The organism is Aeromonas sp. YN13HZO-058, from assembly GCF_001921245.1.
GTDB lineage: Bacteria > Pseudomonadota > Gammaproteobacteria > Enterobacterales > Aeromonadaceae > Aeromonas > Aeromonas allosaccharophila.
The window spans coordinates 1-21,469 of record NZ_MQSY01000041.1; the positions used below are offsets into that span (position 1 = coordinate 1).

The 21,469-nt window shown below is 58.6% G+C and carries 16 protein-coding genes; 5 read left to right on the forward strand and 11 right to left on the reverse strand.

The genetic code is table 11. The features are described 5' to 3' along the window. Window positions 1-124: 124 nt before the first annotated feature. The 6 genes from ppiD to tig all read right to left on the reverse strand — a co-directional run bounded on the left by ppiD (window position 125) and on the right by tig (window position 8,563). The gene (ppiD, locus tag BSP75_RS09510; RefSeq protein ID WP_075112989.1) at window positions 125-2,038 is read right to left on the reverse strand and encodes a peptidylprolyl isomerase; all 1,914 of its coding nucleotides are present in this window, start codon (window positions 2,036-2,038) and stop codon (window positions 125-127) included. Between the two features lie 150 nt (window positions 2,039-2,188). Continuing rightward, on the reverse strand, window positions 2,189-2,461 hold the full coding sequence (hupB, locus tag BSP75_RS09515; protein WP_005315375.1) for a nucleoid-associated protein HU-beta: 273 nt from the start codon (window positions 2,459-2,461) through the stop codon (window positions 2,189-2,191). A gap of 240 nt (window positions 2,462-2,701) precedes the next feature. Beyond that, window positions 2,702-5,056 carry an endopeptidase La gene (lon, locus tag BSP75_RS09520; protein ID WP_058051817.1) on the reverse strand — a complete coding sequence of 785 codons (2,355 nt, stop codon included), beginning with the start codon at window positions 5,054-5,056 and terminating at the stop codon, window positions 2,702-2,704. Window positions 5,057-5,197: 141 nt separating this feature from the next. After that, entirely contained in the window at window positions 5,198-6,472 is a 1,275-nt protein-coding gene (clpX, locus tag BSP75_RS09525) for an ATP-dependent protease ATP-binding subunit ClpX (protein ID WP_005336977.1), read from the reverse strand. A gap of 70 nt (window positions 6,473-6,542) precedes the next feature. Continuing rightward, entirely contained in the window at window positions 6,543-7,166 is a 624-nt protein-coding gene (gene clpP / locus BSP75_RS09530; protein ID WP_042062813.1) for an ATP-dependent Clp endopeptidase proteolytic subunit ClpP, read from the reverse strand. Between the two features lie 86 nt (window positions 7,167-7,252). Further along, window positions 7,253-8,563 (reverse strand): trigger factor, encoded by a 1,311-nt coding sequence (tig, locus tag BSP75_RS09535; protein WP_075112990.1) that lies wholly within the window; start codon window positions 8,561-8,563, stop codon window positions 7,253-7,255. A 441-nt stretch (window positions 8,564-9,004) separates the two neighbouring features. Between tig and BSP75_RS09545 the strand changes: the two genes are divergently transcribed. Both BSP75_RS09545 and yfbR read left to right on the forward strand, forming a co-directional pair. Then, window positions 9,005-9,439, forward strand: coding sequence for a YccF domain-containing protein (locus BSP75_RS09545; protein WP_042062816.1), 435 nt, complete (start codon window positions 9,005-9,007; stop codon window positions 9,437-9,439). Between the two features lie 92 nt (window positions 9,440-9,531). Next, window positions 9,532-10,122, forward strand: coding sequence for a 5'-deoxynucleotidase (gene yfbR, locus BSP75_RS09550; RefSeq protein WP_042062817.1), 591 nt, complete (start codon window positions 9,532-9,534; stop codon window positions 10,120-10,122). Window positions 10,123-10,209: 87 nt separating this feature from the next. Here yfbR and lolE read toward each other — a convergent pair whose 3' ends face one another. The 3 genes from lolE to BSP75_RS09565 form a co-directional block, all read right to left on the reverse strand. Further along, the gene (lolE, locus tag BSP75_RS09555; RefSeq protein WP_075112991.1) at window positions 10,210-11,451 is read right to left on the reverse strand and encodes a lipoprotein-releasing ABC transporter permease subunit LolE; all 1,242 of its coding nucleotides are present in this window, start codon (window positions 11,449-11,451) and stop codon (window positions 10,210-10,212) included. Continuing rightward, window positions 11,451-12,149, reverse strand: a complete 699-nt coding sequence (gene lolD / locus BSP75_RS09560; protein WP_075112992.1) for a lipoprotein-releasing ABC transporter ATP-binding protein LolD — start codon at window positions 12,147-12,149, stop codon at window positions 11,451-11,453. The genes lolE and lolD overlap by 1 nt, the downstream gene beginning before the upstream one ends. An 88-nt stretch (window positions 12,150-12,237) precedes the next feature. After that, the gene (locus tag BSP75_RS09565; protein WP_058051813.1) at window positions 12,238-13,473 is read right to left on the reverse strand and encodes a lipoprotein-releasing ABC transporter permease subunit; all 1,236 of its coding nucleotides are present in this window, start codon (window positions 13,471-13,473) and stop codon (window positions 12,238-12,240) included. Window positions 13,474-13,549: 76 nt separating this feature from the next. On the opposite strand from BSP75_RS09565, the gene BSP75_RS09570 reads away from it, so the two are divergent. Next, complete coding sequence (locus BSP75_RS09570) at window positions 13,550-14,125, forward strand: hypothetical protein (RefSeq protein ID WP_042062821.1); 576 nt, start codon at window positions 13,550-13,552, stop codon at window positions 14,123-14,125. A gap of 56 nt (window positions 14,126-14,181) precedes the next feature. Continuing rightward, on the forward strand, window positions 14,182-17,634 hold the full coding sequence (gene mfd, locus BSP75_RS09575) for a transcription-repair coupling factor (RefSeq protein WP_075112993.1): 3,453 nt from the start codon (window positions 14,182-14,184) through the stop codon (window positions 17,632-17,634). Window positions 17,635-17,731: 97 nt separating this feature from the next. On the opposite strand, the gene fbp is transcribed toward mfd, so the two are convergent. Then, entirely contained in the window at window positions 17,732-18,766 is a 1,035-nt protein-coding gene (gene fbp, locus BSP75_RS09580; RefSeq protein ID WP_058051810.1) for a class 1 fructose-bisphosphatase, read from the reverse strand. Window positions 18,767-19,148: 382 nt separating this feature from the next. Between fbp and BSP75_RS09585 the strand changes: the two genes are divergently transcribed. After that, a complete protein-coding gene (locus BSP75_RS09585) occupies window positions 19,149-20,765 on the forward strand; it encodes a peptide ABC transporter substrate-binding protein (protein ID WP_075112994.1) in 1,617 nt (538 codons plus the stop codon). 250 nt (window positions 20,766-21,015) lie between these two features. Here the strand turns inward: BSP75_RS09585 and BSP75_RS09590 are convergent, their stop codons facing one another. After that, window positions 21,016-21,450 carry a YcgN family cysteine cluster protein gene (locus BSP75_RS09590; protein WP_075112995.1) on the reverse strand — a complete coding sequence of 145 codons (435 nt, stop codon included), beginning with the start codon at window positions 21,448-21,450 and terminating at the stop codon, window positions 21,016-21,018. Between the last annotated feature and the right edge of the window lie 19 nt (window positions 21,451-21,469).

Sequence of the window (21,469 nt, forward strand, 5' to 3'; positions counted from 1 at the left end):
GGCGTGAATATCAAAGCGTGTTTGCATGAGGCGCTGGGGCGCCCCATGCAACACGTAATTGGGACATAGCCATAAAAAAACGGCTCCATCAAGGAGCCGTTTTCAATGGGTTGCGCGGTGCCGATTACTCGACGGTCGCTTCCACACTGGTGAAGTACTCGATCTTGGCTGCTTTGCGCAGCTCGTCGATCAGAGACTTGTAGCTCACCTGAGCTTTGCCCTGACCAAGCTGACCTTGCAGCATGGCGGCCATGCCGGATGCGGCGGCCGGGACGTTAACCTTGTCCAGCGCAACTACCACGCGGTCACCATTGGTCTCGGCAACCAGTGCCACGCTAGGCTTGCCATCTTTCGGATGGGGCAGTGTGAACGCCTGGGCAATCAGGTTCTGATCCAGTTCGCGATCGAAGCGGGCAACCCTTTTGTGGGTCTCCACTTTCAGACCGAGAGCAGCCAGATCGGCCGTGATGCTCTCACCGACCTTCAGCTTGTCCAGCAGGCCCTGCGCCTTGCCACGGGCCACTTCACCGGCCTTGTCATGCTTGATGGCGGCAATCACCTGCTCTTTCACTTCAGCCAGCGGCTTGACGGCCTTTGGCTGGTGACCGGTGATGTGCAGCACCAGCGCCTTGCCATCAGCCAGCTCAATCACGTCGGAGTTGGTGTTGTCATCGCGCAGTTGCTCGGAGAACGCCACGGAGAGCACCTTGGGATCGTTCAACGGAGCCGGGGCGCTCGCCTGGGTGAAGAAATCGGAAGATTGTACCTTCATCCCCATGGCATCAGCGGTCAGATCCAGCGAGTCCGGGTTTTCGAAGCTGTTGTCAGCCATCTTCTGCTGCTCGGCGAAGAACAGCTCCTTGGCCTTATCAGCTTGCAGACGAGTGATGGTCTCTTCCTTCACATCGGCAAACGGCTTGGTCTGGGCAGCCTCAACCCCCAGCAGCTTGATGATGTGGAAACCGAACGGGCTCTTCACCACGGTGGAGAGATCACCCGCCTTGTTCAGGGCGAACGCGGCTTTTTCGAAGGCCGGGTCCATCACCCCTTTCTCGAACCAGTCCAGCTCGCCGCCTTTTTTGGCGGAGAAGGTATCGGCAGAGTCAGCCTTGGCCAGCGCAGCGAAATCATCACCCGCCTTGGCTTTGGCCAGCACGGCTTCTGCCTTCTGCTCGGCGGCTTTCTCGTCCTTGCCAAACGGGATCAGGATGTGAGCCACATGACGACGCTCGGCACGCTGGAACAGATCCTGGTGCTGATCGTAGTAATCCTGGGCATCCTGCTCGGTGACCTTGATGTCCTTGGCGAGGTTGGCAGCGTCCAGCAGCAGATAGTCGACCTTGACCTGTTCGTCGTTCATGAAACGGGCGCCATTGGTCTTGTAGTACTGCTCCAGCTCGTTGTCAGAGACCTGAACATCATCCACATAGTTGGCGGCAGCCAGACGCACCAGACGCAGATCGCGAGTCTGGTTGTAGAGCTTGTCGAGCTGCTCCGCTTCACCCTTGAGGGAGAATTCGGTGCCCAGCAGGGCGCCCATCAGCTGTTGACGCACCATGTCCTGACGCAGGGAGTCACGGAACATTTCGGGAGTCATACCGGCACGACGGATCAGCTGCAGATAGCGGTCATTGTTGAACTTGCCGTTTTCGGCAAACTCGGGCATCTCCACGATGGCTTGCTTGATCTGCTCGTCGCTGATGCGCAGACCCAGTTCACGGGCCTTGCTGTCCAGCAACGCCTGATCGATCAGCCGATCCAGCACGCCACGGCGGAACTGTTTCATGTAATCGGGGTTCGCGGCCAGCTGGCTGAATGCCTCTCCCATCTGGGATTCCATGCGGGCGCGCTCGTTACGGTAGGCATTTTCCAGTGCCGCAGCACTGATCTCGGTGCCATTGACGGTGGCGGGGGCGGTACGGGCCGGGCCGTTCAGGTAGCTACCTACACCAGCCAAGGCAAAGGAGAGGATGATCAGGCCCAAGATAACCTTGGCTACCTTGCCCTGCGCCCCTTCGCGTAGTTTATCCAACATCATGTTTGTACTTATGCTCCCGAACTCGATGGGCGTAAACAATAAAAAGGCGCACCGATTGCGATGCGCCTTGGTCAATCAGTATGAGAGAAGACTCTCTAACTTGTCTGGTCTGCGACCAAGGACGGTAGCCGACGGATATCAGCGACCGACTTAGTTAACAGCGTCTTTCAGGGCCTTACCGGCTTTGAAGGCAGGAACTTTACCAGCAGCGATTTCGATGGTCGCGCCAGTCTGCGGGTTACGGCCTGAACGGGCAGCACGCTCGCGTACAGCGAAAGTACCGAAACCAACCAGAGCAACCTGGTCACCCTCTTTCAGCGCTTCACCAACAGCATCAATGAAGGCATCCAACGCACGGCCAGCGGCAGCTTTGGAGATATCGGCACCGTCTGCAATCTTGTCAATCAGTTGAGATTTATTCACTCTTATATTCCCCTTTTATCAAACACCGCTGCGGCGCTGATTTCCCTGGCCACAACAAGTGGAGGTTTTATAGCAAGCCTCCTGATCAGTTGCAAGTGACAATCTGGCGCAAACCCGCGCCACACAACGCATTGCGACTCATCACGAGTACCCGATCGGTGGTCAAGGCTACTTCCGTTATCGGGCGCATGCAAGCCTTAACCACCCGTCGAATGCGCCAAATTTGCGGCGCATCAACATTTACACGACAGAAACGCGTTCAAACCCCTGCGGATTGTCCTGCAACGCCAATTCCAGCACCTCGTCAATCCAGCGAACCGGATAAATTTCAAGGTCTTGTTTGACGTTTGCCGGGATCTCCTCAAGGTCACGCTCGTTCTCTTTCGGAATAAGCACTCGCTTGATGCCGCCACGATGGGCTGCCAGCAACTTCTCCTTGAGACCACCGATGGGCAGCACTTCGCCGCGCAGGGTGATCTCCCCTGTCATCGCCACATCAGCACGAACCGGATTACCGGTCAAGCTGGAGACCAGGGCGGTACACATGGCGATACCGGCACTCGGACCATCTTTCGGGGTTGCCCCTTCCGGTACGTGCACGTGGATATCGCGCTTCTCGTAGAAGTCGGCGTTGATGCGCAACTTCTCGGCACGGGCCCGCACCACCGTCATGGCCGCCTGGATGGACTCCTGCATCACGTCACCGAGGGAACCGGTGTAAGTGAGCTTGCCCTTGCCCGGCATGTTGGTGGTTTCGATGGTGAGCAGATCGCCGCCCACTTCGGTCCACGCCAGACCACACACCTGACCCACCTGGTTCTGGTCGGTGGCCTTGCCATAATCGAAACGCTGCACCCCGAGGAACTCCTTGAGGTTGGCCTGATTGACCTGAACATGCTTGATGCTCTTGTCCAGCAGGATGCGCTTGACTGCCTTGCGACAAATCTTGGAGATCTCGCGCTCCAGACTCCGTACCCCCGCCTCGCGGGTGTAGTAGCGGATCACCCCGACCAGGGCAGAATCCTCGATGGTGATCTCGGACTCTTTCAGGCCGTTGCGCTGGATCTGCTTGGCCACCAGATGTTGCTTGGCAATGTTGAGCTTCTCATCTTCGGTGTAACCGGAGAGACGGATCACTTCCATCCGGTCCAGCAACGGACCTGGGATATTCATGGAGTTGGAGGTGGCCACGAACATCACGTCCGACAGGTCATAATCCACTTCCAGGTAGTGATCGTTGAAGCTGTTGTTCTGTTCCGGATCCAGTACTTCCAGCAAGGCAGATGCGGGATCGCCACGCATGTCCGAGCTCATCTTGTCGATCTCGTCGAGCAGGAACAGCGGGTTCTTCACGCCGACTTTCGCCATCTTCTGAATAAGCTTGCCAGGCATGGAACCGATATAGGTACGGCGGTGACCGCGGATCTCCGCTTCATCACGCACGCCCCCCAAGGCCATCCGCACATACTTGCGGCCCGTCGCCTTGGCGATGGATTGGCCCAGCGAGGTCTTGCCCACACCGGGAGGCCCAACCAGACAGAGGATAGGGCCCTTGAGCTTGTTCACCCGCGCCTGTACCGCCAGATATTCGAGGATGCGATCCTTGACCTTCTCGAGGCCATAGTGATCGGCGTCCAGCACCTCTTGCGCCTTGCCAAGATCTTTCTTGACCTTGGAGCGCGCCTTCCACGGCACCTGTACCATCCAGTCCACATAGCTGCGAACCACGGTAGCCTCGGCGGACATGGGCGACATCATTTTCAGCTTGGCGAGCTCTGCCAACGCCTTTTCACGGGCATCAGCCGGCATGCCAGCCTCTTCAATCTTGCGATTGAGGGCTTCAAACTCGTCCGGGCTATCTTCCAGCTCACCCAGCTCTTTCTGGATGGCCTTCATCTGCTCGTTGAGGTAGTACTCGCGCTGGCTCTTCTCCATCTGCTTCTTGACGCGCGTGCGGATGCGTTTCTCGACCTGCAGCAGGTCAATCTCCGACTCCATCATCGCCATCAGGAATTCGATGCGCTCGGAAACCGAGACGATCTCCAGCACCTTCTGCTTGTCTTCCAGCTTGAGCGGCATATGGGCCGCCATGGTGTCGGCCAGACGCGCAGCATCGTCGATCGCCGAGATCGAGGTCAGTACCTCGGGCGGGATCTTCTTGTTGAGCTTGATATAGCCTTCAAACTGGCCGATGGCGGAGCGCACCAGTACTTCCTGATCCTTCTCCTCAATGGCTTGGGAGGGGATGTACTGGGCTTCGCAGACAAAGAAATCCTTGTCGTCGATCATCCGCTCCAGGCGGGCACGCTGCCCCCCCTCTACCAGCACCTTGACGGTGCCGTCCGGCAGCTTGAGCATCTGCAGAATATTGGCCACTGTCCCGACGGTGAAGATCTCCTCCACAGTCGGCTCGTCGGTTGACGCATCCTTCTGGGCCACCAGCAGAACTTTCTTGTCCTGCTCCATGGCCGCTTCCAGACAGCGAATGGATTTTTCCCGCCCCACAAAGAGTGGAATGACCATGTGGGGGTAAACCACCACGTCACGAAGAGGCAGGACGGGAATCTCGATGCGTTCTGAACGCTCTAGGTTCATATATGTCCTCTCGGCTTGTTATACCGTTGGCAAAGCGCTTGGCTGAGTATATGGGGGCGCTGAGATGAGATTCAATCGCCGAAACCGCAAAAAGCATGAAAGGGGCAAAAAGCCCCTTCCATTTGATTAAAAATCAGACGTTTACTCTGATGCAGCAGCCTGGGTCTCGGGATTTTCGTAGATCATCAAGGGCGCGGAGTCCCCTTTGATCACGGTCTCGTCGATCACCACCTTGCTGACCCCTTCCAGAGAAGGCAGGTCATACATGGTATCCAGCAGCACAGCTTCCACGATGGAACGCAGACCACGAGCACCGGTTTTACGCTCCATCGCCTTGCGGGCAATGGCGTTGAGTGCGTCGTCACGGAACTCCAGCTCAACCCCTTCCAGATCGAACAACGCAGCGTACTGTTTGGTCAGCGCGTTTTTCGGCTCTTTCAGGATCTGGATAAGCGCAGACTCGTCCAGTTCGGTCAGGGTCGCGACCACCGGCAGACGGCCGATGAACTCGGGGATGAGACCGTACTTGATCAGATCTTCCGGCTCCACCTTGGCGAAGGTCTCGCTCAGGGTAGCCTTGGCATCCTTGGATTTCACCTCGGCGCCAAAACCGATACCGGTTCCCTTCACGGAACGCTGCTCGATCACCTTGTCCAGACCGGCAAAGGCACCGCCACAGATGAAGAGGATCTTGGAGGTATCAACCTGCAAGAACTCCTGCTGCGGATGCTTGCGACCACCTTGCGGCGGCACGGAAGCGATGGTCCCTTCGATCAGCTTGAGCAGTGCCTGCTGTACCCCTTCCCCGGAGACATCGCGGGTGATGGAGGGGTTGTCCGACTTGCGGGAGATCTTGTCGATCTCGTCGATGTAGACGATGCCACGCTGGGCCTTCTCTACGTCGTAGTCGCACTTTTGCAGCAGCTTCTGGATGATGTTCTCCACGTCCTCGCCCACATAACCGGCTTCGGTCAGGGTGGTCGCATCGGCCATGGTGAACGGCACATCCAGCAGACGAGCCAGGGTCTCGGCCAGCAGGGTCTTGCCGCTACCGGTCGGGCCAATCAGCAGGATGTTGGATTTGCCGAGCTCCACACCACTGTTTTCGCCGCTGTTACGCAGACGCTTGTAGTGGTTGTAAACCGCAACGGCCAACACCTTCTTGGCGTACTCCTGCCCGATCACATAGTCATCGAGATGAGCGCGGATCTGATGAGGGGTCGGCAGCTCGTTACCATCGCGCTTGGGCGAGATCTCGCGGATCTCTTCGCGGATGATGTCGTTGCACAGCTCGACGCACTCATCACATATGTAGACGGAAGGGCCAGCGATCAGCTTGCGCACTTCATGCTGGCTTTTGCCGCAAAAAGAGCAGTAGAGCAGCTTATCACCCTCACCCTTGCGTTTTTCTGTCATTCAGCAACCTCGTTTTATCAATAGAGGATGGATCGGCCTGTTGAGTTTACAACAGACCGGGACACCCTGCTCAGCTACGCTGGCTCAGGACACCGTCTACCAGACCATAGGCCACGGCCTGCTCGGCGGACATGAAGTTGTCACGATCGGTGTCACGCTCGATGGTAGCCATGTCCTGACCGGTATGGAACGCCAGACGCTCGTTCAGGGTATTTTTGATTTTCAGGATCTCCTGGGCGTGGATCTGGATATCAGATGCCTGACCCTGGAAGCCACCCAGCGGCTGGTGGATCATCACGCGAGCGTTCGGCAGGCAGAAACGCTTGCCCTTGGCGCCACCGGCCAGCAGGAAGGCGCCCATGGAGCAGGCCTGACCCATGCAGACGGTGCTGACATCCGGCTTGATGAACTGCATGGTGTCATAGATAGACATGCCCGCAGTCACCGAACCACCCGGCGAGTTGATGTAGATATAGATGTCCTTGTCCGGATTCTCGGACTCGAGGAACAGCAGTTGGGCAACCACCAGATTGGCCATCTGATCTTCAACCTGACCGGTCAGGAAGATCACCCGCTCTTTCAGCAGACGGGAGTAAATATCGTAGGAACGTTCACCCTTGGCAGTCTGCTCTACCACCATCGGGATGAGTGCATTGCGTGGGGATTCGGTTACATCGTTATAGTTTTTATACATAAGGCATTGTCCCTAAAATAAAATGGCCCGAGTGGAGATCACACGAGCCATTATACTTAACAGTCTTGACCTTAAGTCAAATGTTCTTAGGCAGCGGCGCCAGACTTGTTGATCACGTCGTCAAAGGCAACTTCTTTTTCGGTCACTTGCGCTTTGGACAGGATCAGGTCGATGGCTTGATCTTCAACTGCCAGGTTACGAACGCCGTTCAGCATCTGCTCGTTCTTCTGGTAGTACTCGATCACTTCCTTCGGATCTTCGTAGGCAGTCGCCATGGACTCGATGATGCTGGTTACGCGGGCATCGTCAGCCTTGATCTCGTTGGTGCGGATCACGTCGCCCAGCAGCAGGCCAACGCGTACACGACGCTCGGCTTGCGCCTGGAACAGTTCAGCCGGCAGCTCGGGAGCGTTGCCGCCCTGGAAACCACCGAAGCGCTGCAGAGCCTGTTGACGCAGGGTATCGATCTCTTGAGCAACAGCGGCCTTCGGCAGGTCGATTTGGTTGGCTTCAACCAGACCGTTCAGAACCTGCTCTTTCACGCTGTTTTTCAGGGCTTGAGCCAGTTCGCGCTCCATGTTCTTGCGCACTTCGGCTTTCAGCTCTTCAACAGAACCGCTTTCGATACCGAAACGCTTGACGAACTCTTCGGTCAGCTCAGGCAGGATCTGCTCTTCAACCTTGATCAGCTTGGAAGCGAACTTGGCTTCTTTGCCTTTCAGGTTTTCAGCGTGGTAGTCAGCCGGGAAGGTCACTTCGATGGTGAACTCGTCGCCCGCTTTCTTGCCCATGATGGCGTCTTCGAAGCCCGGGATCATACGGCCAGCGCCCAGCACCAGGTTGAAGCCTTCAGCTTTGCCGCCGTCGAACTCTTCACCGTCGATGGAACCGACGAAGTCCAGGGTCACACGCATGCCATTGGCAGCAGCAACATCGGCATCAGCCCAGGTAGCGTGCTGCTTGCGCAGGGTGTCGATCATGTTGGCCAGATCTTCATCCTTCACGGTCGCAACCGGCTTCTCGACCTTGATGGTCTCGAGACCAGCAACTTCGAACTCCGGGTACACTTCGAACGTGGCGGTGAATTCGAAATCCTGACCTTCCTGGATCTCTTTCGGATCCATGGTCGGGGCACCGGCCGGGCTCAGTTTGTTTTCGATGATGGCTTTGATGAAGTTGCTCTGCATCATTTCATCAGCAACGCGGGCGTGAGCCATGGCGCCGAACATCTTCTTGATGATGGCAACCGGAGCCTTGCCAGGACGGAAACCGTCGATGCGACGAGTTTTGGCCAGGCCATTCAATTCTTTACGCACAGCGGCGTCTACGGTAGCGGCCGGTACAGTGATGGTAAGACGGCGTTCCAGACCCTGGGTTGTCTCTACAGAAACTTGCATTCTTCTACCTCGTTCAACTCAGCACTGTGTGCTGACCCTTATTGCCCCTGGGCAAAGCCCGGAGTCTTCCTGTTTATAAAGACAACAATATGTCTTTGTGATGAGAAAATATGACGCGGCATTATAGCGGCGCACTTTGGTCGAGTCGAGCCACACATCCCCCACATTGAGCGGCGTGAAAGCACAATTCGTGCAAAACTGCCCTTTATATGGGGAGAGAGGCACCCGACTTCAACCATCCGGTGACGATAATTTTGCGTTTGTTCACCTTTTTTCAGCCGAATGCCGATTTATTACCCATTTTTCGCCGCAAAACGGGCCGCTGTCGCGGGCGGCGACTTAATTTGTCCAGCCAAATGGCGATTGACCCAATCAACCATTGCGTCCCCTGCCCTCCCTCGTTATGGTGGCAGCCAAATTGATGTATCTGGAGTCACTCACATGGCCTTTTTCCGCTTCTTGTTCAATCTGCTCTGGTTTGTACTGGGAGGTATATTTATGGGCCTGGCCTGGTGGCTGGCCGGTCTTATCTGCTTTATCTCGCTGGTCGGCATCCCCTGGGGACGTGCCTGCTTCGTGATCGGCACCTTTACCTTCTTCCCGTTTGGCAAGCAGGCGGTCAATCGCAAGACCATGACCGGCCAGAGCGATATCGGCACAGGCACCCTGGGGCTGATTGGCAACATCCTCTGGTTCGTGCTGATCGGCATCTGGCTGGCCATCGGTCACATCGCTTCCGCGCTGGCCTGTTTCGTGACCATCATCGGTATCCCGTTCGGTATCCAGCACCTCAAGCTGGCACTGATCAGCCTGGCCCCCATCGGCCAGATGATCGTGACCAACCACGAGGCGGAATCGGGTCGCTATATCCGCTAACTGCGGGAATTGCGCGGGCAGACGCTGCCATACAACGAAAAAAAGGGCAGACTGGGGTCTGCCCTTTTCTATTCTCTTTTGTTGAGGCCATCATGTTACCCAGCCACTTTTTCGCCAATCTCGCCCGCATGAAGCTCATCTACCGCTGGCCCCTGATGCGCAACATCCAGCCCGAAAATATCGCCGAGCACAGCCTGCAGGTCGCCATGGTGGCCCATGCACTCGGCATCATCAAAAACCGGCTGTTTGGCGGCAGCGTGAATGCCGACCGCGCCGCCGTGATGGCGCTCTATCACGATAGCAGCGAGGTGTTGACCGGCGATCTGCCCACCCCGGTCAAATACTTCAACCCCGAAATTGCCCGCGAGTACAAAAAGATAGAGCTGGCCGCCGAGCAGCGTCTGCTCGCCATGCTGCCACCTGAGCTGGTCGAGGATTTTCGCCCGCTACTCGATTCGGCAGCCCAGGATGGCGAGCTGGCCCGACTGGTGAAAGATGCCGACACCCTCTGCGCCTATACCAAGTGTCTGGAAGAGATCAACGCGGGCAACCGGGAGTTTGAACCGGCTCGCAAGCGCCTCGAAGCCATGCTGGAAGCCCGGATGAGCGAGGAGATGCGCTACTTTATCGACACCTTCGTGGCCAGCTTCTCCCTGCCGCTCGATGAGCTCAACGCCCACTAAGCCAGGCTATACGCTCTGAAAACAGAAGGGCCCGCCGGTTTGCACCGGCGGGCCCTTCGTTATTTATTGCGAATTAGATGCGGCGTATCAGTGGCCCAGCTCGCGGGACGGCACCAGACCGCTCGCCCGCCAGGCGGGATAGAGGGTCGCCAGCAGACTCATCAGAATGGCAGCGCCTGTAACGATCAGCAGATCCTGCATATGCAACTCGGTCGGCAAGAAGTCGATGAAGTAGATATCCGGATTGAGGAAGCGATGGCCGATAAGCTTTTCGACAACGCTCAGGATCTGGGTCAGCTTGCTGGAGAGCAACCCACCCAGCAGGGCACCAAGCAGCGCACCGGCTACACCGTTGACCATCCCCTGAATGACGAAGGTGAGCCGGATCTGGCCGGGGCTCGCCCCCATGGTCTTCAGGATGGCGATCTCGCTGCGCTTTTCGTTCACCGCCATCACCAGGGTGGAGACGATGTTGAAACAGGCGACGGCCACCACCATCAGCATCACCACATACATGACAGTGCGCACCATCTGGATGTCCTGATAGAGGTAACCCTGACTGTTCATCCAGCTGCGGATATAGACGTGATGGGGGAACTGCTGCGCGGCAGCCACCGTGATGGATTGCGCCTTGAGCACATCGCTCACCCGCAGGCTGAAACCCTCTACATCACTGCCCATACCGGTGATGGTCTGGGCATCGGCCAGATGCATAAAGCCGAGCAGACCGTCGAGCTGACCGCCAATTTCCAGCAGTCCCACCACGGTCAGGGCTTCGCGTCGGGGATTCTTGATCCCGGCCTGATCGCCCCCTTGCGGCAGCAGCAGGGCGACAGCGTCCCCTACCTTGACCCCGAGCTTGTCGGCGATGGTCTTGCCGAGGATCACCCCATGCTCGCCCGGTTGCAGCTCACGCAGGCCGCGACCTGTCATGTATTTGCCCGCATCCGACAGATTGGCTTCCAGCTCCGGCAGCACGGCGCGCAGTTGCACCCCCTTGAGGGCGGAGCCGTGCTCCAGCAGGCCATTGAGGCGAATGACCGGCGCAGCCGCCTCGACACCCGGCTGGGCCAGCAGGTAGTCGCGCAGACGGGGCCAATCCGGCAGCGGCCGCTCGACCGCGTCCAGCTCACCTTGCGGCACGACCGAGAGCACCCGATCTTTGAGCTCCCGCTCGAAACCGTTCATGGCAGAGAGGCCCAGGATCAACGCCATCACCCCGAGGGCGATACCGATCAGGGAAGAGGCAGAGATAAAGGCGATAAACCCGTTGCGACGGCGGGAGCGGCTGTAACGCAGGCCCAGAAAAAGGGGCAGCGGTTTGAACATCAGGCAACCTCCGCCATCACACCGCTCACCAAGGTCACCCGGCGATGGAGCTTGGCCGCAAGGCTCAAGTCGTGAGTCACCACCACAAAGGCGGTACCCAGTTCACGGTTCAGTTCACACAGCAGTTCGTACACCGCAGTGGCGCTGGCGTGATCCAGATTGCCGGTGGGTTCGTCCGCCAGCACCAGACTCGGTTCGTTGACCAGCGCCCGGGCAATCGCCACCCGTTGACGTTCGCCACCGGAGAGCTCGGAGGGACGGTGGTTCAAGCGATGGGAGAGCCCTACCCGACCCAACATTCTGGTCGCCTTCTCGGTGGCAACCGCCACCGACTCACCGGCGATCAGCAGCGGCATGGCCGTATTTTCCAGCGCACTGAACTCGGAGAGCAGGTGATGGAACTGGTAGACAAAGCCCAGCTCGCGGTTGCGAAAACGGGCCTGGGTACGGCTGTCCCAATGGTGGATATCCTCCCCCTTGAACAGCACGGCTCCGCTGGAGGGGTTGTCCAGCGCCCCCATCAGATGCAGCAGAGTGGTCTTGCCGGAGCCCGAGCTCCCCACCACCGCCAGCATTTCACCGGGCGCGACACAGAGATCGATCCCCTTGAGCACCTGAGTCTCCAGCTCCCCCTCTTTATAGACATGATTGAGCGCCTGGCAGCGCAGCAGAGGTTCACGGGATACGGCTTCATTCATAACAGGGGCTCCACTTGCCTCGGTAACAACGCTGGCACCCGCAACAACGGGGGCACCAGTCACAACAGAAGATGCATTATTCACGGCATTACTCATAACGCAGCGCCTCGGCCGGTTTCACCCGCGCAGCGCGGGCCGCCGGATAGAGGGTGGCACTGAAGCTCAGCAGCACGGCGCCCAGCAAAATGGTGATGACCTGAGCTGGCTCGACGATGACCGGCAGGCCACTGCCGCCCGCCGCCATATAGAGGTTGAGCCCCACCGCATTGAGCAGGGGGTTGAGCCCCAGGCTGAGCGCAAGGCCCGCCAGTCCACCAAACAGGGCGCCAATCACCCCGCTGGAGGCGCCGAGCACCATGAAGATTTTGACGATCCCCGATTCACTCATGCCCATGGTGCGCAGGATGGCCACTTCGCCCTCCTTGTCCGTCACCACCATCACCAGCGCAGAGAGGATGTTGAAGGTGGCGACGGCGATGATCAGCACCAGCATCAGCCCCATCATCCGTTTCTCCATGGCGACTGCCTGGAACAGCTCGCCCCGCTCGCGGCGCCAATCCTGCCATAGCAACCCGTCCGGCAACGGTGTTTTGATCACCTCGTCGGCCGCAAACGGATCATCGAGCCAGAGGCGAATGCCACCGACGGTTTCTGTCGGCAGGCGCAGCAGCCGCTGGGCATCACCCAGCGCGATCAACGCAATCTGGTTATCCACGTCGGCGCCGACCCCGAAGATACCGGAGACCGTAAAGAGGCGCTGGGCCGGTACCCGGCCAAACGGGGTGAAGCGGGTCCCTTCGGTCAGGAGCAGACGAACCTGATCGCCGATGGAGACATTGAGGCGGCGTGCCACCCCCTGCCCCAGCACGATGCGGTAGTGACCGGCCTGCAAGGTATCGAGGCGCCCCCCCAGCATCTGGGAGTGCAGGATGTCATCCTTGGGCCAGTGCGCAGGGTCGATCCCCTGCACGCTCACCCCGGTCAGCTGGCCGGGGCTTTGCAGCATCCCTTCGCTGTCGAGCATGGGGGCCGAAGCGACCACATGGGGTAGTTTGGCCAGATCCGGCAAGCCTTGCGGGTCTGCATCAATGCGGCCAGCCTGATTGGTCACCACCACATGGGGGATCACCCCGAGGATGCGCCCTTTGAGCTGCCCTTCGAAACCGTTCATCACCGAAATGACCACCATCAGGGCGGCAACCCCGATGGCGATGCCAAAGGTAGAGAACAGGGAGATAAATGAGACGAAGCGATTGCTGCGCTTCGAGCCGGCATAACGCAGGCCGATGGCCAGCGAAAGGGGCTGAAAAAGTCCGGTCTTCAAGGATATGTACGTTGCCAACAAAATAAGATACCGGATAATAAAGGGAAACCGTCCATGACAACAAGGGATAGCCTCCATGCAGGAACAGTTCTTCAGCGTCACTCATGCCACGCCGGTCAATGTGATCCCCATGCCGGCCGACTTCCACCTCCCCTCGCTGGCGGAGCTGGACGCTGAGCTGCCGGAGCCCTTTCGGATCTCCTCGGCCATTACCTCCATCGATCTGGTGACCACTCGCCTGCTGCGCAACCAGAACGAGTCGATGCACGATCTGATCGAGATCGTCAATCAGCAGTCCCGCAAGATCGACATGATCATGGGCTATGTGCTCTCCGTGCAGGACCATCCGGAGCAGCGCTTCCACACCCTGCGTTTCAGTGCCGGCCAGCTCACCTACCTGCACCCCTATCATGGTCACGGCGATGCGCCGCACCTGCACCAGATAGTGCGCCTCAAGATCTTCCTGCGGGAAGAGGCGGCCGCCATCTACTGCTATGGCCAGGTCAAGCAGCTCGACGGCAGTGAACATGGCACCCATGTGCTGCTCGACTATGTGCGGATCCGCGAAGATGACCGTGAACTGCTGGTACGTGCCAGCCTGCATGTGCAATCCAAACAGCTCAAGCTGCGCGCCCAAGAGCGTCAGCGCTAACCAGAGCGAACGTCAGCGATAGATAACGTCAACGTTAAAAGAATCGAACCATGCCAATGAAACTCCCCGCCTTGCCCGCCAAAGCGGGCCAAAAGATCACGCTCGGCCAGCTGGTCGGCAGCAGCCTCTCGCTGATTGCAGCCCGTCTCACCAGCGAAGCCAAGGGGCCGGTACTGCTTATCACCGCCGATACCCCGAGCGCCCTGCGTCTCGAACAAGAACTGCAATACCTGCTGGCCGACAAGGGCTGCCCGGTATTGCTGTTCCCGGATTGGGAGACCCTGCCCTACGACGCCTTCTCCCCTCATCAGGACATCATCTCCCAGCGGCTCGAGACCCTCTACAAGCTGCCGCAGATGAACAAAGGGGTACTGATTGTCCCCATCTCCACCCTGATGTTGCGCTGTGCCCCCCGGGTCTATCTCGACAAGTACAGCCTGATGGTGAAGGCCGGTCAGCGCCTCAATCTGCAACAACTTAGAGGGCGCTTGGCCGAAGCGGGTTACGTGGCGGTGGATCAGGTGCTGGAGCATGGCGAATTTGCCGCCCGCGGCTCCCTGCTCGATCTCTTCCCGATGGGCAGCAACAGCCCCTATCGCATCGACTTCTTCGATGACGAAGTGGACTCTATCCGCCCGTTCGATCCCGAGACCCAGCGCTCCAGCGAGCCGGTCAAGACGGTCAGCCTGCTGCCTGCCCGGGAGTTCCCCACCGACGAGGCGGCTATCGAGCTGTTTCGCGGCCAGTTCCGCGAACAGTTCGAGCTGTCGCGGGCCGAGGGCTCCGTCTATCAGGAGGTGAGCAAGGGGCGCTGGCCCGCTGGCATCGAATATTATCTGCCGCTCTTCTTCAACCAGACCGCCAGCCTGTTTGACTATCTGCCGGCAGATACCCTGCTGCTCACCGTGGGGGATATCTACCCCGCCGCCCAGCGCTTCTGGAATGATATCGGCCAGCGCTATGAAGACCGGCGTTGGGACAACACCCGCCCGCTGCTGCCACCGGCGCAGCTCTATCTGCCGGTGGAGCAGCTGTTTGCCGCCCTTGGCCAATATGGCGCGGTGCGGCTGCAAGAGGCCGCCACCTCGGGCGATGCCGGTCAACACGATCTGCCCATCTCGGCGCTGCCCGATCTGCAACTCGATCACAGCAAGGAGCAACCCCTGCTGGCGCTCGACCAGTTCCTGCAAAGCTTTGCCGGGCGCACCCTGTTTGCGGTGGAATCCGAAGGGCGGCGGGAAGTGCTGGGCGATCTGCTGGCGCGTATCTCGCTGCAACCCAAGGAGTTCCCCTCCCTCGACGCCTTTATGGCGAGCCCGGATCGCCACGGCCTGCTGGTTGCTCCGCTTGAGCGCGGCTTCCTGTGGCAGGAGGCCGGTCAGGATCCCTTGGCGCTGATCACCGAGACCGAGCTGCTGGGCGGCAAGGTGCGGAGCAAGCGGGCGCGAGAGAAGAGCAAGAACTTAAGCTCCGATGCGGTGATCCGCAATCTCGGCGAGCTGACCCAGGGCCAGCCGGTGGTGCACCTTGATCACGGGGTCGGCCGCTATCTGGGGCTGGAGACCATCGACGCCGGTGGCTTGCCCACCGAGTTTTTGACCCTAGAATATGCCGGCGGCGACAAGCTGTTCGTGCCGGTCACCAGTTTGCACCTTATCAGCCGTTATACCGGATCGGATAACCCGCCCACCCACAAGTTGGGTGGCGAGGCCTGGGTCAAGGCGCGGCGCAAGGCGGCGGAAAAAGTGCGCGACGTGGCGGCCGAATTGCTGGATGTCTACGCCATACGCGCCGCCCGCGCCGGTTTTGCCTTCAAGCATGACAAAGAGGCCTATCGCCAGTTTGCCGCCAGCTTCCCGTTCGAGGAGACCGACGATCAACTCAACGCCATCAATGCGGTGCTGGGGGACATGTGTCAGGCCAAGAGCATGGACCGACTGGTGTGCGGCGACGTGGGCTTCGGCAAGACCGAAGTGGCGATGCGGGCGGCGTTTGTGGCCGTCCATGGCGGCAAGCAGGTCGCCGTGCTGGTGCCCACCACCCTGCTGGCGCAACAGCACTACGACAACTTCCGCGACCGCTTCGCGAACTGGCCGGTGCGGGTTGAGGTGCTGAGCCGCTTCCGCTCAGCCAAAGAGCAAAATGCCGTGATGAAAGAGCTGGCAGAGGGCAAGGTGGACATCATCATCGGCACCCACAAGCTGCTCGGCTCCGAGCTCACCTTCAAGGACTTGGGGCTGCTCATCGTCGATGAGGAGCACAGATTCGGGGTGCGCCAGAAGGAGAAGATCAAGGCACTGCGGGCCGATGTGGATATCCTCACCCTCACCGCCACCCCCATTCCGCGCACCCTCAACATGGCGATGTCTGGCATGCGGGATCTCTCTATCATCGCCACCCCGCCCGCCAAGCGACTCGCCATCAAGACCTTCGTGCGCCAGCATGAACCGGCTGTGGTGCGCGAGGCGGTGCTGCGGGAACTCAAACGCGGCGGTCAGGTCTACTACCTGCACAACGACGTGGAGAGCATCGAGAAGTGCGCCGCCGATCTGGCGGAGCTGGTACCCGAGGCCCGTATCGGCATCGCCCACGGCCAGATGCGCGAGCGCGACCTTGAGCGGATCATGTCCGACTTCTACCACCAGCGCTTCAACCTGCTGGTCTGCACCACCATTATCGAGACCGGTATCGACGTGCCGAGCGCCAACACCATCATCATGGATCGGGCTGATCATCTCGGTCTGGCCCAACTGCACCAGCTGCGGGGCCGGGTTGGCCGCTCTCACCATCAGGCCTATGCCTACCTGCTCACCCCCCATCCCAAGCTGATGACCAAGGATGCGGCGAAGCGGCTGGAGGCGATCGCCTCGCTCGAAGATCTCGGCGCCGGTTTTGCGCTGGCGACCCATGACCTGGAGATCCGAGGCGCGGGCGAACTGCTCGGCGACGACCAGAGCGGCCAGATCGAATCGGTCGGCTTCACCCTCTACATGGAGATGCTGGAGCAGGCGGTCGAAGCGCTGAAAAATGGCAAGGAGCCATCGCTGGAGCAACTGATGAGCCAGCACACCGAGGTGGAGCTGCGCCTGCCTGCACTGCTGCCGGACGACTACATCCCGGACGTCAACATGCGCCTCTCCATGTACAAGCGGATCGCCAGCGCGGCGGACGAGCAGGAGCTGCGCGAGCTGAAAGTGGAGTTGATCGACCGCTTTGGCCTCTTGCCGGAGGCGACCAAAACCCTGCTGGAGCTGGCCGCCTTCCGACAACGTGCCACTGCCCTTGGCATTCGCCGGGTGGAGATGAGCGAGCGCGGAGGCTATCTCGACTTCACCCAGGAGACCAAGGTCAATCCGGCCTATCTGGTCAAACTGCTCTCCAGCCAGCCACGGGTCTACAAGATGGACGGGCCGACCCGGCTGCGTTTCCAGATGCCAACCCAGGATCGCGCCATGCGCCTGAAACTGGTCGATGGCTTGCTGACGGATCTGGCCAACAACAGCCTGTGAGTGTTTGCAACGCTGGCGGCGAGCCAGCACGATAACGCCAACCAAAACGGGAGCCAAATCGGCTCCCGTTTTTTATTCACTCGCGCAAATCAGAGAATTAACCCTGGTTGGCTGGGTCCTCGTGGGCGGAGAACTCGCGCATAAAGGCCTCGGCCCGCTCCACCATCTTGGTCGAGCCCACGAAGTAAGGGGTACGCTGGTGCAGCGCGGTGGGCTGGAGATCCATGATCCGGCCAAAGCCATCGGAGGCCTTACCACCGGCCTGCTCCACCAGAAACGCCATCGGGTTGCACTCATAGAGCAGGCGCAGCTTGCCGTTCGGCGAGTTGGTGCCGGACGGATAGATGTAGATGCCGCCCTTGAGCAGGTTGCGGTGGAAATCGGAGACCAGCGAGCCGATATAGCGGGAGGTGTAGGGTCGGTGGGTCGCCTCGTCGCGCTCCTGACAATATTTCAGGTACTTCTTCACCCCGTCCGGGAACTTGATGTAGTTGCCCTCGTTGATGGAGTAGATCTTGCCCTCTTCCGGGATGCGGATGTTCTCGTGGGAGAGGCAGAAGCAGCCGATGGAAGGATCGTAGGTGAAGCCGTTGACGCCAAAGCCGGTGGTGTAGACCAGCATGGTGGAAGAGCCGTAGACCACATAACCGGCGGCGACCTGACGGTTGCCAGGTTGCAGGAAGTCCTCCAGCGTCACCGGCGAACCCTGCGGGCTCAAACGGCGGTAGATGGAGAAGATGGTCCCGACCGAGACGTTGACGTCGATGTTGGAGGAGCCATCGAGCGGGTCGATCAGCACCACATACTTGGAGTTTTTGGAAAGCGGCGAGTCAAAGGCCACGAAGTCCTCTTCCTCTTCCGAGGCCATGCCGCACACCTCGCCGCGCGCTTCCAGTGCCGCCTTGAAGCGTTCGTTGGCATAGACATCCAGCTTCTGCTGCACCTCGCCCTGTACGTTTTCAGCGCCCATGGAACCGATGATATCCGCCAGCCCCGCCTTGTTGATCTCCCGGTTCACCACCTTGGCAGCAAGGCGGATTGAGCTGAGCAACGAGGTCAGCTCGCCAGTCGCGGTAGGATAATCCGCCTGCTTTTTGACGATGAACTCACCCATGGTGATCATGTTTCGCATTTTTGTTCCTTTAGATCGCATCCGTTGGCGTTGAAAACGTTTGCAGGCATCGGCAAAAAAAATGCCGATCTCCGGCGGCCTTGATTTGTAACCTAATGTAACGTCTGTTTTTTGTTTTTGCAGCGAATTAAGCGGCCTAATAATTAGGCTATTTCAGCTGATTTTATGGTAACTGGCGCCTTTTATACGGTTTCATTCGATAACTTTTGGCCTCTTAATTCGTGGCAATAACCTGCGGCAAGCCACGATCTGACTGGCCTCGAGCCATTTAAAATGGAGTCTGATGGGCCTGCTCATCCTTCAGCCATTGCCTCTTGAGATCCGATCGCCAATCCAGCACACTGATTTCGCTTTGGAAGCAAATAAAACTCAAGGATTATCAATGAACAAGACTCTCATTGCCGGCATGGTAGCCGGACTGTTTGCCCTTCCCGCCTGGGCTGCCCAGGTGCCTGCCGGTACCAAGCTGCTGCCGGATGCCCAACAAATCTACGTGACCAATATCGGCACCGAGCCCACCACCATCGACCCCCAGCTGGTGGAAGAGAGTGCCGGTAGCGAGATCGTCAACGATCTGTTTGAAGGGCTCTACGTACTGGATGGCAAAGGCAAGACCCAGCCCGCTGGCGCTGTCAGCTACGAGGTCGACAAGACCGGTACCGTCTACACCTTCAAGCTGAGGCCCGAGGCCAAATGGTCTAACGGTGAACCGGTCACCGCCGCCGATTATGTCTACGGCTGGCAACGGGCAGCCGATCCCAAGACAGCCTCCAACTACGCCTGGTTTATCGAGTTGACCGGTGTGGTCAATGCTGGCGAGGTGATCCAGGGCAAGAAGAACCCGTCAGAGCTCGGGATCAAGGCGCTGGATGACTACACCCTGCAGGTGACCCTGAAAAATCCGGTTCCCTTCTTCCTGAAGACGCTGGCGCACTACACCACGTTCCCGGCCCCCAAGGCCACCATTGAAAAATTCGGCAAGGAGTGGGTCAAACCGGGCAACATCGTCTCCAACGGCGCGTTCGTGCTCAAGGAGTGGACCCCCAACGAGCGGCTGAGTGTCGAGCGCAATACCCACTACTGGGACAACCAGCACACCGTCCTGAACAAGGTGGTCTATCTGGAGATCGTCTCCGAAACCGCCGCTTACAACCGCTACCGCACCGGCGAGCTGCACTACACCACCTATCCGCTGGAGCAGTACAAGCACATCAAAAGCCAGAGCCCGCAAGATCTGGTCAGCGCCCCCATGCTCGCCACCTATTACTATGTGTTCAATGTGAACCGCAAACCGTTCGATGATCCGAAAGTGCGCAAGGCGCTCTCGCTGGCCCTCGACCGGGAGACCATCACCGACAAGATCCTGGGACAAGGGCAACTACCCGCCTTCAGCCTGACCCCACCGAGTGTCGATGGTTTTGACCTGAAAAAACCGGCCAGTCAGCAGCAGAGCAAAGAGGAGCGGATCAAGCAGGCCAAAGCCCTGTTGGCCGAAGCGGGTTATGGCCCGGACAAACCGCTCAGCGTGGATATCCTCTACAACACCAACGAGAGCCACAAAAAGATCGCGCTGGCCGTCTCCTCCATGTGGAAACACAACCTGGGGGTCACTGCCACCCTCAACAACATGGAGTGGAAAACCATGGTCTCGGCACTCAACGAGGGGGATTTCGGGGTGAGCCGCTACTCCTGGAACGGGGACTATAACGATGCCTCCACCTTCCTCGATATCCTGACCTCCAGCAGCAGCGCCAACAGCGGCAAGTGGTTCAACAAGGAGTACGATGCCCTGCTGGCCAAGGCCCACGACTCGCAGGACGCTGCCGAGCGCAATCAGCTCTACCAGCAGGCAGAAGCACTGATCGAGGCTGACGCCCCTATCGCGCCGCTCTACTTCTACGTCAAATCGCGACTGCTCAAACCGTTCGTCAAGGGTTATCCCTATGAGAGCCCGCAAGACATCGTCTATAGCCGGGACCTCTATCTGGTCGCCCAATAGACACTGACTGCACAGACCAGCCAGATTTTGACGCCGCCATTGTTTTAGTTACAGCCGAAGGGGCTAGCTCAAGTCCAGACAATCTGAGTGAGACCACGGATATCTACAACAAGGAAACTCCAGAGCCACCTTCTGAACGACAAAACCCCCGATACAGCGTATCGGGGGTTTTGAGGTACAAAACACAAGCTAAAATGGGTAACCCGATTTCAGCCTCTAGATAAGGCTACATTGCACTTGATAGCTTGGCTCAACTGGCCCAAGTGATTATGTGATCAATCCACTCACCAGCCTGCTCCTCGTGAACCACTTTGCCACGCACGGATTGACCCGCCTGATGCATGGCGGAGCGACTGCCGGTCAGCAGCGGATGCCACTCTGGCAGAGTATCCCCGTCAGCCAGTAAACGATAGGCGCAGGTAGAGGGGAGCCAATCATATTCGGCAATCTTGTCGTGAGTGATCTGCAGACAGTCAGGCTCTTTTTTGAAGCGATTAAGATAATCGGAACACTGGCAGGTCTTGGTATTGAGCAGGTTACAAGCCACATTGGTAAAAACCAGCTCATCTGTATCTTCATCAATGAGCTTGTTAAGGCAACATTTGCCGCAACCATCGCAGAGGGATTCCCACTCGGATTCAGTCATCTGCTGCAGACTCTTGGTCTGCCAAAAGGAGGATTGCATCATACCGCTCACTTAATAT

Coding starts and splice junctions, on each gene's coding strand:
- clpX (WP_005336977.1), bottom strand. CDS start 6,472: ATGACAGAAAAACGCAAGGGTGAGGGTGATAAGCTGCTCTACTGCTCT.
- lon (WP_058051817.1), bottom strand. CDS start 5,056: ATGAACCTAGAGCGTTCAGAACGCATCGAGATTCCCGTCCTGCCTCTT.
- BSP75_RS09545 (WP_042062816.1), top strand. CDS start 9,005: ATGGCCTTTTTCCGCTTCTTGTTCAATCTGCTCTGGTTTGTACTGGGA.
- ppiD (WP_075112989.1), bottom strand. CDS start 2,038: ATGATGTTGGATAAACTACGCGAAGGGGCGCAGGGCAAGGTAGCCAAG.
- lolD (WP_075112992.1), bottom strand. CDS start 12,149: ATGAATGAAGCCGTATCCCGTGAACCTCTGCTGCGCTGCCAGGCGCTC.
- BSP75_RS09590 (WP_075112995.1), bottom strand. CDS start 21,450: ATGCAATCCTCCTTTTGGCAGACCAAGAGTCTGCAGCAGATGACTGAA.
- fbp (WP_058051810.1), bottom strand. CDS start 18,766: ATGCGAAACATGATCACCATGGGTGAGTTCATCGTCAAAAAGCAGGCG.
- clpP (WP_042062813.1), bottom strand. CDS start 7,166: ATGTATAAAAACTATAACGATGTAACCGAATCCCCACGCAATGCACTC.
- BSP75_RS09585 (WP_075112994.1), top strand. CDS start 19,149: ATGAACAAGACTCTCATTGCCGGCATGGTAGCCGGACTGTTTGCCCTT.
- lolE (WP_075112991.1), bottom strand. CDS start 11,451: ATGTTCAAACCGCTGCCCCTTTTTCTGGGCCTGCGTTACAGCCGCTCC.
- BSP75_RS09570 (WP_042062821.1), top strand. CDS start 13,550: ATGCAGGAACAGTTCTTCAGCGTCACTCATGCCACGCCGGTCAATGTG.
- yfbR (WP_042062817.1), top strand. CDS start 9,532: ATGTTACCCAGCCACTTTTTCGCCAATCTCGCCCGCATGAAGCTCATC.
- tig (WP_075112990.1), bottom strand. CDS start 8,563: ATGCAAGTTTCTGTAGAGACAACCCAGGGTCTGGAACGCCGTCTTACC.
- mfd (WP_075112993.1), top strand. CDS start 14,182: ATGAAACTCCCCGCCTTGCCCGCCAAAGCGGGCCAAAAGATCACGCTC.